Origin of the sequence: Bacillus sp. AY18-3, from assembly GCF_008042305.1 — a bacterium.
In the GTDB taxonomy this organism is placed as follows: domain Bacteria; phylum Bacillota; class Bacilli; order Bacillales; family Bacillaceae_G; genus Bacillus_A; species Bacillus_A wiedmannii.
On sequence record NZ_QKQR01000006.1, the window covers coordinates 69,428 to 83,071 of the forward strand.

General features: G+C 34.8%; 22 protein-coding genes. 11 read left to right on the top strand and 11 right to left on the bottom strand.

The window, feature by feature from the left end:
- The first annotated feature begins 54 nt into the window (after positions 1 to 54).
- The 4 genes from DM800_RS05555 (at position 55) to DM800_RS05570 (ending at position 2,132) form a co-directional block, all read left to right on the top strand.
- On the top strand, positions 55 to 459 hold the full coding sequence (locus DM800_RS05555; protein ID WP_147786558.1) for a DUF350 domain-containing protein: 405 nt from the start codon (positions 55 to 57) through the stop codon (positions 457 to 459).
- A 21-nt stretch (positions 460 to 480) separates the two neighbouring features.
- Positions 481 to 987 (top strand): DUF4178 domain-containing protein, encoded by a 507-nt coding sequence (locus DM800_RS05560; protein WP_000051753.1) that lies wholly within the window; start codon positions 481 to 483, stop codon positions 985 to 987.
- A gap of 12 nt (positions 988 to 999) precedes the next feature.
- A complete protein-coding gene (locus tag DM800_RS05565; RefSeq protein ID WP_000071201.1) occupies positions 1,000 to 1,815 on the top strand; it encodes a DUF4247 domain-containing protein in 816 nt (271 codons plus the stop codon).
- A 98-nt stretch (positions 1,816 to 1,913) separates the two neighbouring features.
- Complete coding sequence (locus DM800_RS05570) at positions 1,914 to 2,132, top strand: hypothetical protein (RefSeq protein ID WP_147786559.1); 219 nt, start codon at positions 1,914 to 1,916, stop codon at positions 2,130 to 2,132.
- Positions 2,133 to 2,241: 109 nt separating this feature from the next.
- Here DM800_RS05570 and DM800_RS05575 read toward each other — a convergent pair whose 3' ends face one another.
- Together DM800_RS05575 and DM800_RS05580 are read right to left on the bottom strand one after the other, a co-directional pair.
- Positions 2,242 to 3,114, bottom strand: coding sequence for a YitT family protein (locus DM800_RS05575; RefSeq protein WP_000411244.1), 873 nt, complete (start codon positions 3,112 to 3,114; stop codon positions 2,242 to 2,244).
- Positions 3,115 to 3,301: 187 nt separating this feature from the next.
- Positions 3,302 to 4,336 carry a YdcF family protein gene (locus DM800_RS05580; protein WP_087984896.1) on the bottom strand — a complete coding sequence of 345 codons (1,035 nt, stop codon included), beginning with the start codon at positions 4,334 to 4,336 and terminating at the stop codon, positions 3,302 to 3,304.
- A 710-nt stretch (positions 4,337 to 5,046) separates the two neighbouring features.
- Between DM800_RS05580 and DM800_RS05585 the strand changes: the two genes are divergently transcribed.
- Both DM800_RS05585 and DM800_RS05590 read left to right on the top strand, forming a co-directional pair.
- The gene (locus DM800_RS05585; protein ID WP_088609444.1) at positions 5,047 to 5,865 is read left to right on the top strand and encodes an S-layer homology domain-containing protein; all 819 of its coding nucleotides are present in this window, start codon (positions 5,047 to 5,049) and stop codon (positions 5,863 to 5,865) included.
- Positions 5,866 to 5,947: 82 nt separating this feature from the next.
- Complete coding sequence (locus tag DM800_RS05590) at positions 5,948 to 6,181, top strand: spore germination protein (protein ID WP_033657613.1); 234 nt, start codon at positions 5,948 to 5,950, stop codon at positions 6,179 to 6,181.
- Between the two features lie 166 nt (positions 6,182 to 6,347).
- On the opposite strand, the gene cydB is transcribed toward DM800_RS05590, so the two are convergent.
- Positions 6,348 to 7,376, bottom strand: coding sequence for a cytochrome d ubiquinol oxidase subunit II (gene cydB / locus DM800_RS05595; protein WP_098148036.1), 1,029 nt, complete (start codon positions 7,374 to 7,376; stop codon positions 6,348 to 6,350).
- Positions 7,366 to 8,715 (bottom strand): cytochrome ubiquinol oxidase subunit I, encoded by a 1,350-nt coding sequence (gene cydA / locus DM800_RS05600; protein WP_048541033.1) that lies wholly within the window; start codon positions 8,713 to 8,715, stop codon positions 7,366 to 7,368. Before cydA ends, cydB begins: the two co-directional genes overlap by 11 nt.
- A 224-nt stretch (positions 8,716 to 8,939) precedes the next feature.
- Here cydA and DM800_RS05605 point away from each other — a divergent pair, with 224 nt between their 5' ends.
- Positions 8,940 to 9,503 (top strand): beta-class carbonic anhydrase, encoded by a 564-nt coding sequence (locus tag DM800_RS05605; protein ID WP_000838167.1) that lies wholly within the window; start codon positions 8,940 to 8,942, stop codon positions 9,501 to 9,503.
- Here the strand turns inward: DM800_RS05605 and yidD are convergent.
- The gene (gene yidD, locus DM800_RS05610; protein WP_000809334.1) at positions 9,500 to 9,736 is read right to left on the bottom strand and encodes a membrane protein insertion efficiency factor YidD; all 237 of its coding nucleotides are present in this window, start codon (positions 9,734 to 9,736) and stop codon (positions 9,500 to 9,502) included. The two genes, DM800_RS05605 and yidD, sit on opposite strands and share 4 nt — an antisense overlap.
- Positions 9,737 to 9,864: 128 nt before the next feature.
- Here yidD and luxS point away from each other — a divergent pair, with 128 nt between their 5' ends.
- Positions 9,865 to 10,338 (top strand): S-ribosylhomocysteine lyase LuxS, encoded by a 474-nt coding sequence (gene luxS, locus DM800_RS05615; protein WP_001141371.1) that lies wholly within the window; start codon positions 9,865 to 9,867, stop codon positions 10,336 to 10,338.
- 226 nt (positions 10,339 to 10,564) lie between these two features.
- On the opposite strand, the gene DM800_RS05620 is transcribed toward luxS, so the two are convergent.
- The 6 genes from DM800_RS05620 to ytzI are packed head-to-tail and all read right to left on the bottom strand — an operon-like array spanning position 10,565 to position 11,946.
- Positions 10,565 to 10,795, bottom strand: a complete 231-nt coding sequence (locus DM800_RS05620) for a YczI family protein (protein ID WP_098230337.1) — start codon at positions 10,793 to 10,795, stop codon at positions 10,565 to 10,567.
- 11 nt (positions 10,796 to 10,806) lie between these two features.
- Positions 10,807 to 11,046, bottom strand: a complete 240-nt coding sequence (locus tag DM800_RS05625) for a hypothetical protein (protein WP_064474485.1) — start codon at positions 11,044 to 11,046, stop codon at positions 10,807 to 10,809.
- A gap of 24 nt (positions 11,047 to 11,070) precedes the next feature.
- Positions 11,071 to 11,304, bottom strand: a complete 234-nt coding sequence (locus tag DM800_RS05630; protein ID WP_147786560.1) for a DUF3953 domain-containing protein — start codon at positions 11,302 to 11,304, stop codon at positions 11,071 to 11,073.
- 28 nt (positions 11,305 to 11,332) lie between these two features.
- Positions 11,333 to 11,563: a YczI family protein gene (locus DM800_RS05635; protein ID WP_088123588.1), complete on the bottom strand. Its 231-nt coding sequence runs from the start codon at positions 11,561 to 11,563 to the stop codon at positions 11,333 to 11,335.
- A gap of 13 nt (positions 11,564 to 11,576) precedes the next feature.
- The gene (locus DM800_RS05640; RefSeq protein ID WP_147786656.1) at positions 11,577 to 11,804 is read right to left on the bottom strand and encodes a DUF3953 domain-containing protein; all 228 of its coding nucleotides are present in this window, start codon (positions 11,802 to 11,804) and stop codon (positions 11,577 to 11,579) included.
- Entirely contained in the window at positions 11,797 to 11,946 is a 150-nt protein-coding gene (ytzI, locus tag DM800_RS05645; protein ID WP_147786561.1) for a YtzI protein, read from the bottom strand. Before ytzI ends, DM800_RS05640 begins: the two co-directional genes overlap by 8 nt.
- Before the next feature lie 83 nt (positions 11,947 to 12,029).
- Here ytzI and DM800_RS05650 point away from each other — a divergent pair, with 83 nt between their 5' ends.
- The 3 genes from DM800_RS05650 (at position 12,030) to DM800_RS05660 (ending at position 13,561) form a co-directional block, all read left to right on the top strand.
- The gene (locus DM800_RS05650; protein WP_000448410.1) at positions 12,030 to 12,347 is read left to right on the top strand and encodes a hypothetical protein; all 318 of its coding nucleotides are present in this window, start codon (positions 12,030 to 12,032) and stop codon (positions 12,345 to 12,347) included.
- Between the two features lie 84 nt (positions 12,348 to 12,431).
- Positions 12,432 to 12,911, top strand: a complete 480-nt coding sequence (mutTA, locus tag DM800_RS05655; RefSeq protein WP_000276386.1) for an antimutator 8-oxo-(dGTP/GTP)ase — start codon at positions 12,432 to 12,434, stop codon at positions 12,909 to 12,911.
- A 113-nt stretch (positions 12,912 to 13,024) separates the two neighbouring features.
- Positions 13,025 to 13,561, top strand: coding sequence for a DUF3267 domain-containing protein (locus DM800_RS05660; RefSeq protein ID WP_087984890.1), 537 nt, complete (start codon positions 13,025 to 13,027; stop codon positions 13,559 to 13,561).
- Positions 13,562 to 13,644 lie beyond the last annotated feature (83 nt).

Sequence of the window (13,644 nt, forward strand, 5' to 3'; positions counted from 1 at the left end):
TGTCTGAAGAGAATTCATGTCGGTTTTCTATTACATTTTAGAGGAGGTTTTGCAATGACATGGACAAATGTGTTAGCCATGCTTGTATGGACTGGAGCAAGTGCAGTACTTTTATTTGCAATTATGTGGGTTGATTCAATTTTTACTAAATACAATGATTTAAAAGAAATAAAGAATGGGAATACAGCTGTAACAACGCGTTTCGTTATGAAATTATTCGCGCAAGGGTACATTTTATCTCAATCCATAACGAAAGCAAATGACTTATGGCAAGCGCTACTTGCATCAGCAGTTTCTTTCGTTATTTTATTAGTGGTAGAAATGTTTATCGAATTTATGTTAAAGAAAATGTCCGGTTTAGATTTAGAAGAAGGTACGAAAGAAGGCAGTGTTGCGCATGCGATGTTGGCCGGATCATTACATATCGTTGGTGCACTTATTTTAGGTGCTTGTTTATAAAGAGAGAAGGAGGGGTAAATCATGAGTTTATTTAAACGAATTAAAAATATAATGAAGAGCCCAGAACCGCCGAAACCGGAGAAGAGTTTGTTAACGTTAGCTCCTGGCGATATGATTGAAGTTTCATTAGTCATGTACGAATTAACTGGGAAAACGAGTATGCATTCTCGTAAAGAAATTGTTTTAACACTGCAAGACGGGAAAGATATTCGTTATTTAAAAATTGAAGATCGTGAAAATACGTATTACAAATTATATACACCAATCGATGGTCGTTTAGATTCAATTGATGAAGTTCCGACGACAATTGAAATGGATGATACAGAGTACCATATGGAAGAGCAATATAACGGACGTGTTGTTGTGATGGGGAAAACACCATTCTCTGCTTCAGAGGAACAGTACGTATGGGAATTCCAATCAGATAACCGAAAATTATTACGTATTGAATGGCAAAATGGTCGCACAATGATGTATGAGGGAGAAGCAATTATTCCTGCTGATGTACAAATTATAAGAGCAACGTAAGGGGGCGTAATCATGTCAAACCGATTGTTTACCATGATTAAATCGTTCGTAATCCCTATACTTGCTATCGTTCTATTACTTGTTGTTGCTGGATATGCCTTATCAGGTTGTCAAGGCGGACAGACAAAGTCGATTCAAGACCGTTATCCACTAGAATCTGTCGCAAAAGAAGGTAAACAAGAATCTTACGTGTATAGGGCCGCCAATCGGTCAGTTCCTGAAGTCGCAAAGGAACTCATTAATGAAAGAGAACCGAAGCAAGCATCTAAAGAAGACGAAAATCAAATGTTCCTCGTTTATTCTGATAAGATTTATAACCTGCAAAAGGATAAAGAGAAACCTTCTGATACGTTAATTGAAATAAGTAATAAAGAATTTGTCCGTCAAAATTACCAACCATCCTTCCTGCAAGGATATATTATGGGAAGTATTTTAAACGATATATTCGGTTCACGAAAATCATCATACGGTGATTATCGCGGATATAATGACAGACAAAATCATAAACCGGTTATTCCAGAGAGACCGCCTACGAAAGAAGAAAAGAAAACCCCGCCTCCAATTACGAAGGAAGGGAAAGGATCTATCATTAAGCGAGGCGATAATGTAGATTCGAAACCTTCCGTAGGAGATACAGGAAGTATTACGAAAAAAGGAAGTAGTACGCCTCCGCCTTCTACTGGAAGCAAAGGAAAAATTACAAAAACACCAGGTGGCTCGAGCGGATCAGATGTGAAGCCGAAATCATCTATTAAAACGCCGCCAAGGAATACATCTCCTCCGAAAACGAGGGTCGGTGGTTCAGGAAAAATTACGAAGAGAAGATAGGTATAGAGGCCGAAAAGGAGAAGTTGCTTTTCGGTCTTTTTATTATGGAAATTAATTCCTTGTAGCTGGTACAATTAAGTTATAAGGAGGAAATTAGTATGACTATATATAAAAGGTTTAGTTTGATTATGTTCCTCGTTTTATTCCACAGTTTGTTTATTAGCACAACGATGAAATTTCACTTTGTAGTAGGTATTCTATGGATACTATGTACATGTACTCTTTTTCTATATGTTCCGCTGCGCTTTCAACATGAAGTGCCTGCCTTTCAAAAATACGTAGCATGGATTAAGAGAGGAAGAAGATGGGGAGAGTAAAATTATATCAGCGATTATTGAAATATATCGACTTACCGACAACGACCGCAACTTCATAATAAGAAGAGGGTGTGCCAAATTGTTGGCACACCCTCTTTATTCATGATGATTAATGAATATCACGTTTCTTAAAGTTACCGCCTTTTACTTCTGCTACGTCATAAACTGTAATAAAGGCGTGTGGATCGATTTCATTAATAAGTTCTTTCATTTTACTTTCTTCTAAACGGTTAATTACACAAGAAATTTCTTTGAATTTCTCTCTTGAATAACCACCGTATACTTCGTTATATGTTGCACTTCGGCCTAAACGATCACGAATTGTTTCTACCATTAATTCAGGCTCTTTCGTAATGATTTTAAATGCTTTCGAACCACTTAAACCAACTTCAACGATATGAATCACTTTCGAAGCAATAAAGTAAGCAATTGCCGAAAGGATAGCTCCTTGAAGACCGAATACTGTTGATACGAAAATAAATACGAACATGTTTAAGAATAAAATAAGGTCACTTGTTCCAAAAGGTAACTTACGAGAAAGCAATACAGCTAGCATATCGATTCCATCTAATGCGCCGCCGTTACGTAATGCTAGTCCCATACCGAAACCGATAATAATACCACCAACAACTGTAACAAGTAGTGTATCGCCTTCAATAATAGCTGGTATTCCGTGCATAACAACAGTACCTACTGCTAATGAAGCAATCCCGATAATGGAATAAATAGCAAAGCTTTTACCGATTTGCTTATATCCTAACCAAACGAAAGGAATGTTAATAACTGCGATTAGAGCTCCTAATGGCAATCCAAATAATCTTGAACTAACGATACTTAAACCAGTCACACCACCGTCTGATACGTTATTTGGAATTAATACTGCTTCTAATCCGTACGCTGTGATAAATGCCCCAATAATAATCATCAAAGCTTTTGAAGCAATTTTTAGCTTATTGGGCTTGTTTTTGATAATTTTCTCCATGTAATTTCCTCGTTTCAAACTAGTTTCTTATTTGTTACGTCATTCACACCTAACTTCCATTTTAACATTTAATTTGAAAAATTTCTCCTTTAATGGATGTATGCAGGGGATATTATGACCATACTCACTTTAAAATATTTTTGAAGTGAGTATAAGAAATCCCATCCTTTCAAAGGATGGGAGACTATTAAGAAATGATAAAACTAAGCACGGATAGGAATAAAGAAAATCCTAAAATAGCTCCGCAAACTTTCATATGACGTTTACGTCCCATCACAACGATTGCGACATACTCACGAATCATTGCATTAGGCCAGTAATAAAATGCAGTTTTTGATCCGATTCCTTGGCTATTAAGCCCCGCTTGTCTTGCATATATACCAGCGCGGAAAAGATGGAAATTATTCGTTGTAAAAATACTTCTATACTTACCTTCAGGTTTTAAAGACTCCATAATTTCTTTAGAGAACGACATATTTTGATATGTGTTTACAGAGCGATTTTCTTGCACTGTATGTTCAAGCGGGATTCCTTTTTCAACAGCGTACTTTTGCATCGCTTCCGCTTCTGGAAGACCTTCATCTGGACCTTGTCCACCAGAGAAAATGATTGTTGGTGGTGTATTCACAGCGGCTTGTTTCCAGTAAAAGTCGATTGCTTTATGAATACGACTTGCAAGTAAAGGCGGTACTTTATCATTAATTAAGCCGCTACCAAGAACGATGATGAAATCTTGATTACGCCTTGGTCTGTTGAATTGATATAGAAAATAAGCGCTTAAGAAGTTAGATAAGTGTATAAAGAAATATAAGGTTATAAGAGAAATTCCACCAAAAATAGGTTGCAAATGCGGTGAGAAGAAACTTGCTGGACTTATGAAAAAGAATAATATACAGAATAAAATACCTAAAGCAGCAATGAGTGTTAAACAGTTAGTGAACCGTCGTCCTTCTCGTTTCATTAAAATTCTCGCATTCAGAAATAGCCCAAACATTAAAGCAACAACACCGAAAGGAATCATAAGAATAAGTGCTAAAATAGGTAAAATTATACTATAGCGTAGGACATCAATACTTGAATTTACAGATATAATCACACAAAAAAGAAGGAAAAAACAGAAAAAAACATTAAATAAAAAGCCGTTTATTATTTTTCGCGGATCCTTTAAGTAAGAGATAAGAAAAATAATAAACAATATAAGAGGAATAATTCCAAAATACATAAATATAGTACACCTCAATTTGTATAATAATTTGACATACCCTTTATATTACATGATTTTATAATTGAAAATGAAAGAAAAAATGATTTAGAATTTTCTCAATAAAATATATAGATACATATGTTACAATGTATGGAAAGCGATATATTAAAAGTAAAATGGTAGAAAAGGCACTCTATGGAGTGTCTTTTCTTTTTTTCATGTAATTATGCATATTATATTTATTTTCAAGTGAAGAGGATTAAAATATAAGTGGTAGGCAGACTATATAAAGCAGAATTTCTTAAAAACATTTCCCTCTACTTTTTGTATCTAACAATCGTATAACAATAAATAATTCTGTTTTATAGCGTCTGTTTATGAAAGGTGCCCTCTTTGAAGGCACCTTTTTATTGTTTCATGTAGATACTTTTCACTGTTGATATAGTGGAAAGTATCTATACTAAAAATTAGCAATCTTCCGTATAAATATTATCAATTTACTATATATTCCAGTGGTGTTAACCTACATATGAAAGGCTTTCTTTTTCAAAATATTACCCCTAATAAATTTTTGAAGAAGTCAACTGTCTCCAAAATTGCCATTCATGCTTAGCAAAAAAGAATCCTTTTGGATTCTTTTTTTTGTTCGACATAATGTGACAAAATATATTTAAATAATTTGTTATATTGTTAAATGGTTATTATAGGAAAGAAAAGGAGACTTAAGTATGGGATTTAAAAAATTAATTTTAACAGGTGCAATTGTTGCAACTACAGCATTTACTTCAATTGGAACAGCGCAGGCAAGTGCAGATTTTAAAGATGTTCCAAACAATCATTGGTCTTATAAAGCGATTATGGATTTAGCAAATAAAAACGTTGTTGCTGGATACGGAAATGGGATTTTTGGATTTGGTGATGATGTAACACGTGAGCAAGTTGCAGCTCTTATGTTCCGTCATTTAAAACCGACAGTAAAAGAACAGTATAACAATCCGTATAAAGATGTTACGGATCGTTCAACTATGTTTAAAAAAGAGATTCTTGCTTTAACAGAGATGGGTGTATTCGTTGGAGATAACACAGGAAAATTTAGACCGAAAGATTCATTAACTCGTGAAGAAATGGCACAAATTTTGACAAGGGGATTCCAATTGCAAATAAGAGGCGATCATAATTTCCCGGATGTAGATAGAAATGGATGGGCGAATCCTGCGATTACTGCAATTAAATCAAATTATATTACGGCTGGAACTGGTGATGGTAAATTCGCACCTAAAATGCATGTAAGTCGTGAGCAATACGTTCAGTTCTTATATAATGCAACGTTACCATTTGAAGAAAGACCAGGAGCAAAACAACCACAACCAGAAGTGAAGCCAGAAGTAAAACCTGAAGTGAAACCGGATCCGAAACGTTTTGCTAATTGTAAAGAAGCAAACGATGCTGGATATTATGACATTACAAGAGATAGTCCATATTATGGTAAGCATTTAGATCGTGATGGCGATGGAATTGCTTGTGAGAAAAAGAAAAAAGGTAAATAAGAAAAAGCACTCAGTTTGAGTGCTTTTTCTTATGGAAACATGCTATTTTTTTAGGCGGTTCTCATAAAATAAAAGTAAGGAAATGAAAGTAGGTGACAAAATGCCATCAGTTGTGGAAGGCGTTATTATTGAAAACTGTAACGGAACGATTAATTTAGGAGATAAATATAACGTGCAGCCGATTGAAAAAACGAAAGCTTATAATGGATCAGGATCATCGAATACAGGAAAAAAAGTACAAACATTTAGTGGTATTAGTACAGCAGATGTAAGGGATAGCGATGCGAACGATCAAGGAATACAGTTTACTTTATAGATAAATATGTAAAATTGCATAAAATGATGAACGTGCCCTGTGCTACAATCTAGCTGTGAGCTGTTCATGATTCTTCTGTATTATAGTTGTTAGATTGGAAATATAACATCTTATCAAAAATCATACGTACAAAAAAGACACTTCAAACGAAGTGTCTTTTTTTATTTTAGTGATACCCTTTAGCAGAGTCTTTATGAATTTTATTTTTAAAGATACTGTAGCTCCAAAGTTGATATCCAATAACAATTGGTACCATAACCATTGCAACGAAGAACATAATTTTTAAGTTTAATTGACTACCAGCTGCGTTATATAGCGTTGTACTATAAGCATCATTAATACGAGATGGTAACATTCTTGGGAACATACCTGCAAATCCAGTTGTCATAAACATTGCGATTGTTAAGCAAACGAATGTGAATGCGAGACCTATATTATGTTTGTACACCATAATAAGTGCGAGTACACTCATTAACATTGCAAGTACCGGAAGAATGAATAGTACCGGATATTCTGTGAAGTTTTGGAATAAATTTGTACGATTTGCAGTTGCTACATAGAAAATAGCTAAAATGATAGCAGCTGCCATTGAAAATGGTCTTGCGATTTTATAAGCACGATCAGATACTTCACCAGTTGTTTTAATCATAACCCAAAGGGCGCCAGATACGACGAATATAGCAGTGAAGAACAGACCACCTAAAATACCATAATGATTTAGTAAGCTTAGTAAATTTCCTTCATAGCCATTTTTTCCGATTTGTAGTCCGTAATAAAGGTTAGCGAACGTAACACCGAATAAGAAGGCGATTAGGAAACTACCAATTGTAAATGCCCATTTACAAGTTTTTTGCCAAATTGGTGAATCGTCTTTATGCATAAATTCAAGTCCGGCAGCACGAGCAAACAGTGCGAGTAATACTAAAAATAGTGGTGTATATAGGTAACTAAACATATTTGCATATGTGACTGGGAAGGCAGCAAATGTTGCGCCACCAGCTGTAATTAACCATACTTCATTACCACCCCAGAATGGGCCGATTGCTTCTTGTAATTGATTTCGTTCTTGTCGGTCTTTCGCAACGAAAGGAAAAATCATTCCGTTACCAAGTGCATATCCATCAAGAATGAAGTAAACTGTCCAAATCACGCCCCATAAACCAAACCAGATAATTGCAAGCATATCATGAGACATGAGCTGCACCTCCCTCAGTAGCAGGTTCTTCTAATGCTGCTGGTCCTTTTTTCGCGAACTTTAGCATTAAGTATACGTCTGCGATTAAAAGTAATGTGTAGAACAAGATTAAACTAATTAATGAGAACCAAATTTGTGGAACAGATATAGGTGATACAGATTCTGCTGTACGCATTAGTTTATAAACTGTCCATGGTTGACGACCTACTTCGGCAACAATCCAACCAGCGTTAATTGCGATATATGGTAGTAAGACAGACCATATTGTAATTTTTAAATAACGTTTTGAGTTTTCTAGTTTTCCTTTTCGGTTTAAGTAGAAACCGTACCAAGTTAATGCCATAAAGAACATACCAAGTGCAACCATTAAGCGGAAGCTATAGTACACGAGGTTAACATTTGGACGTTCATCTTTCGGGATATCTTTTAAACCAACAATTTCGCCATTAAATGAGTTTGTATAGAAGAAACTCCCTAGTTTCGGAATAGTAAGGAATTCAAAGTTCTTTTCGTTTTTTACATCAGGAATTTGAACAATCGAAAAGCCTTGTCCTTTTCCAGTTTCCCAAACTGCTTCCATCGCAGCTCCTTTAGCTGGTTGATATTTAGCTGCTGATACACCAGACTGATGACCCATAAACGGTGTAACAGTTGCAGCGAATAAACCTAACATTAAACCAAATTTAAATGATTTTTTGAAGAATTCCACTTCATTTTTACGTAATAAATGATAGGCGCTAATTGCCATAACGAAGAAAGCACCAACGATATAACAACCAATTACAGTATGGAAGAACATGTTCCAAGCATATGGATTTGTCACAAGTGCCCAGAAATCATTTAATTCAGCGCGGCCGTTACGTACGACGTAGCCAACAGGATTTTGCATAAAACCGTTTGCTGTAATAATCCAAAGGGCGGAAATATTTGTTCCAAGTGCAACCATCCACATACAGAAGGCACGGAACTTTGGTGAAATTTTGTCTTTACCGAATAACCATATTCCCATGAAAGTAGATTCTAAGAAGAAGGCAACGAGTGCTTCGATTGCGAGAGGTGATCCGAAAATATCTCCCATATATTTGGAGTACTCAGACCAGTTTGTTCCAAATTGGAATTCCATCGTAATCCCAGTTATAATCCCCATTACGAAGTTAATTGTAAATAATTTACCCCAGAAATTTGCCATTTTGCGGTATGTTGGATTCAATGTGCGGGCGTATTGAGTTTCCATACATGCTACTAAAATAACAAGTCCGATTGTCAAAGGTACAAATAAAAAGTGATAAAAAATAGTAATTGCAAATTGAAAACGACTCAGTAACAGAACGTCGGACATAATGAATATTCACTCCTTTTTTACATTATCTACAATCAGTTTATAGTGAAAATACGTTTTAAATAGGAGGGACTTGTTACAAAGGTGTGTGTATATTTTGAAAGAATTATGTCGGTTATCTGAAAATATCTTATTTTCACTATAAAGTAATATCCTTTTTGAGTTTTTTAAATTTTGGTACACTATATAAGTAATGTAAATGAGAGAAAAGAGGGTTCTTTACTATGAAGTCATTAGAAGAGATTTTACAATACAATGAAAAATTCGTTGAAGAAAAAAAATACGAAGAGTACGAAACAGGTAAATTTCCAAACAAAAAGATGGTAATTATCTCTTGTATGGATACTCGTCTTGTTGAATTATTACCGAAAGCGATGAATATGCGTAACGGTGATGTGAAAATTATTAAAGTAGCAGGCGCTGTTATTTCACATCCGTTTGGAAGTATTATGCGTAGTATTTTAGTTGCTGTATATGAACTTGGTGCTGATGAAGTTTGTGTAGTTGGTCACCACGATTGTGGTATGGCAAAAATTCAAGCAAGCAGTACAATTGAGAAGATGAAAGAGCGCGGTATAACAGAAGAGAAATTAGATACACTTCGTTATTCTGGAATCGATTTAGAAAGATTCCTACAAGGATTCTCTAGTGTAGAAGAAAGTGTAGAACATAGCGTATCAATACTTCGCAACCATCCATTACTTCCTGAAGAAGTACCTGTTCACGGTCTTGTTATAGATCCTGACACAGGAAAATTAGATTTAGTTGTGAATGGTTACGACAATTAAGAATTTACTTTGTCATCCTTTTTATCTGGGACAGGATCAAATCCTCCCGGGTGGAAAGGGTGACATTTTAATATACGCTTGCATGTAAGCCAAAACCCTTTCAGAGCACCATGTTTTTGAAATGCTTCTAATCCATAATGAGAGCAAGTTGGGTAAAAGCGGCACGTTGGTGGTGTCATTGGAGAAATGAATTTTTGATAAAAGCGTATAATCCCAATAAAAATCTGTTTCATAATGGTCTCCTTTTCAGCATAGTCTTAAAGTATTATAGCACGACTGTACATAATACTTTACTAATGTTGATTTCCGTTATATCATATTGGATATAACGGAATTAAATTAAAAGCGGGAGAGATGTTGTATGCCATCAGTAGAAAGCTTTGAATTAGATCATACGATTGTAAAGGCGCCTTATGTAAGACATTGCGGAGTTCACAACGTAGGTAGTGACGGTATTGTAAATAAATTCGATATTCGTTTTTGCCAACCGAATAAACAAGCAATGAAACCAGATGTTATTCATACGTTAGAACATTTATTAGCATTTAATTTACGTAAATATATTGATCGTTATCCGCATTTTGATATTATCGATATTTCACCAATGGGCTGCCAAACAGGATATTATCTTGTAGTAAGCGGAACACCAACGGTTCGAGAAATCATTGATTTATTAGAATTAACATTAAAAGATGCGGTTCAAATTACAGAAATTCCAGCTGCAAATGAAACACAGTGTGGCCAAGCGAAGCTTCACGACTTAGAAGGAGCACAACGCTTAATGAACTTCTGGTTAAGCCAAGATAAAGATGAACTTGAGAAAGTATTTGGATAAAAAGAAAAAACTGCCTGTGAAAGGGCAGTTTTTTGTAACACGATGATAAATGAAATTATATCGACGATTTTTCGAATATATCGAACACAACTTGAAATATATTAACGATTTTTTTAATATATCGATGTTTCGAAACTGGATATCGACTTACCGACAAAAACTGCCAATAGTATGAATCAAATATAAAGAAGAGGCCGTCTAACATATGTGTTGGGCGGCCTCTTTTTTATGAAAGTATACTAGATACCCCAACATATAAAATAAAGGCAGAACCGAGAAAATAAACAAATGCTTTTGCTTTTTGCCGCTCTTTTATTTCATCGATTCCAAAAAGGATAAACATAATACTCAAAAGGATAAAAACGTATGGTAAAAGCGTAGAGAGGTTTGCGAAGAAGCTAAATAGGGCGAGAATAAGAGCGATAGTAGCTATTATAATTCGAATGTTTTTAAACATATAATTCTCCTTTAAAAGAACATTATAAATGGAATAACAAAAACAATCGTAAAAAGACTTAAACCGATGCTAATAGCTCCAATTTGTTTTTGTTGTTTTTGAATCGTCTCAATTCCTACTAAAATGCCATATAAACTAAAGAGGAACAAAATGATAGGTGAAAAGGTTTGAAAGTTCATTGTAAATGTGCTGTATAAACATAAGATTAAAGTAATAAAAACGATGGTTAGCTGTAATTTTCTTATATGCATTATAACCTCCTAGTAGAAAGATAGTTATTGAGAGACAAAAATTATAATAGCAACGATTAAAGTGAATACGCCAGAAAAGAAGGAGAGTGTACTATGTACTTTCTTTTGTTTCTGTTTTTCTTCTGCGCTCATGATGAAGGTCATAACAGATAAGGCGATGAGCATATAAGGCATTGTAACAAGTGCGTTTGTAAACATTCCGGATAAAGCGAGAGCGATGACGATAAGAGCGGATAAAATGCGAAAGGTTTTTAGCATATAAATCTCCCTTTTTTAAATAAACTATTTACCGAAATATTTCTGAGAGGCCAAGTAATAAAGCACCAGCTCCAGCCATGAACGCAAGTATGCTGCTAGATTGTTTCTGTTTTTTTATTTCCTCTAAACCTATAGTGAAAGCCATAGCTCCTAAGAAAATGAACATGTAAGGCATAATGTCTCTGTTACCGCTAATAAAACTATAGGTTGCTATAGATAAAGTGATAAGTGCAAAAGTAATTCGAACGCCTTTTAACATAAAAGCCCTCCTTCTAGTTTATGTAGGTAATGATGAGAACAATCAAAGAGAAAGCTCCAGCAGTAATACAAATAAAGCCTGTTCCTGAATCCTTTTTCCTTATTTGTTCAATGGCAATGAGAAACAGTAAAGCTCCTAATAGAAATTGTGAAAGTGGTAGAAAGTTATGTTGAAATGTCAGTAAATTAATACTGGATAGGATGTGGGCTAAAATAAGTAGTATATGAAGCGTATTATGAATTCTTCTTGCTGTTTTTTGTATAAGGATTATCTGCTGGCTTATCAACAGAATGTTTATAAGCGTAGCCTTTATTAATCGTCATGACGGAGAGTACTAGTATGACTAGGACGATTATAATACCGATAATTAATATTTTGAACATGGAATCCCTCCTTTTCTTTATTTTACATAATTTTGTAATTGATGAAAACAATAGAAATTAAAAGGATGAAAGAAGGGTGTTACATGGAGACGAAAAAAACATATTATATATCAATAGGAAACGGTCAAATTTCACAAGTGAAGACGGCGGATACGTATAATTTTGAGATTTCCGCAAGTGATGAGGAAATTACGGAGTTAAGAGAGTACTTTGATCAAGCATATGTAGAGGATTTAGGTTCATTTGTACGTTCTCACGTTCCATTTGTTGAGTATCATCACGATTCGAATAATGACCGATATGATGAACAACTACAAAAAGCATATAAAATGATTTACGATTTAGGTAATCATGAGACGAAAGAATTAGTCGCGCAAATGGGAATAATCAATGGATTGTAATTGGATAATATTATGCAGAAAAGCGAGAATATGCTACAATTTGTGGTAGGAAAAACTTGTAACCATCAATAGGGGAGTAATGGCATGTACAAATTTAAAGATTATTACCACAATACTGTACAATTATCGTTTGAACGTTATCCATTTTCTCCTGAGCCAAAGCATGTTTGGGTTGTATGCCGGTACGGGGATCAATGGTTATTAACGCATCATTTACGTCGCGGTCTTGAATTTCCAGGTGGTAAAGTAGAATTAGGGGAAACACCGGAAGAAGCGGCAGTTCGAGAGGTTCATGAAGAAACCGGCGGCATAGTTTCTGATTTAACTTACTTAGGACAATATAAAGTATCTGGAAAAGACAAAATAATCATTAAAAACATTTATTTTGCAACAATTAGTGCGGTAGAAGAACATACGCATTACGAAGAAACGAAAGGATCTGTTTTATTAACAGACATTCCTGATAACATTAAAACGGATAGAAAATTTAGCTTTATAATGCGTGACGATGTACTGGCGCGCACGATGAAACATATAGAAGAAATCGGCTGTTTTACGAAGTAAAGTGGCCGGTTTCTTTTTTTTGTGTGTAAGAATAAATGTAAATATATCTTTACATCATTTTGGGTATATTATACAATTTTGTAAAGATATATTTACATTTTAGGAGGGGGAAGATGGATAAAAGAAAAGAAACGACTGTTACTGTTTCGATGGGGAAATTAAATTTCTATTCATGTTGTATAGCATTTGCTCTGGCGATTGGAGTTAGTTTTTTACATTCACTTCTTTCAGGTGAGTTTCAAATTGAAATTACGTTACCAACCTTGTTTCTTTTTATTATCGCAATGATTGTTCTTGTTTGTATTCATGAAGCGATACATTTAATAGGGTTTCGCTATATCGGTGGTGTTCCGTGGAGTGAACTGAAATGGGGTGTTAATTGGAAATTAGGTGTTGCATATGCTCATTCTAAACAGGCGATTACAGTAAAGCAAATGAAGAAAGTGTTAATGCTGCCGTTTTTACCAACTGGAATTTTGCCAATTGTAATTGGGTTAACTACGAATGTGCAATCCATCTCATTTTTAGGGATTTTACTAACAGCAGGTTGTATCGGTGACATTGCCCTATATCAAAAAGTTTCAAAGTTTCCAGATGGTGCGCAAGTTAAAGATCATCCGAGTAAACCGCAGTTTACAGTATATGAATAATAAAGGAAGGGGAGGCGTTTTTGAAAAACGGCCTCTTTTTTGTTTGTCAGCTTTTGTCGGTAAGTCGATATATTGTAAAAAAA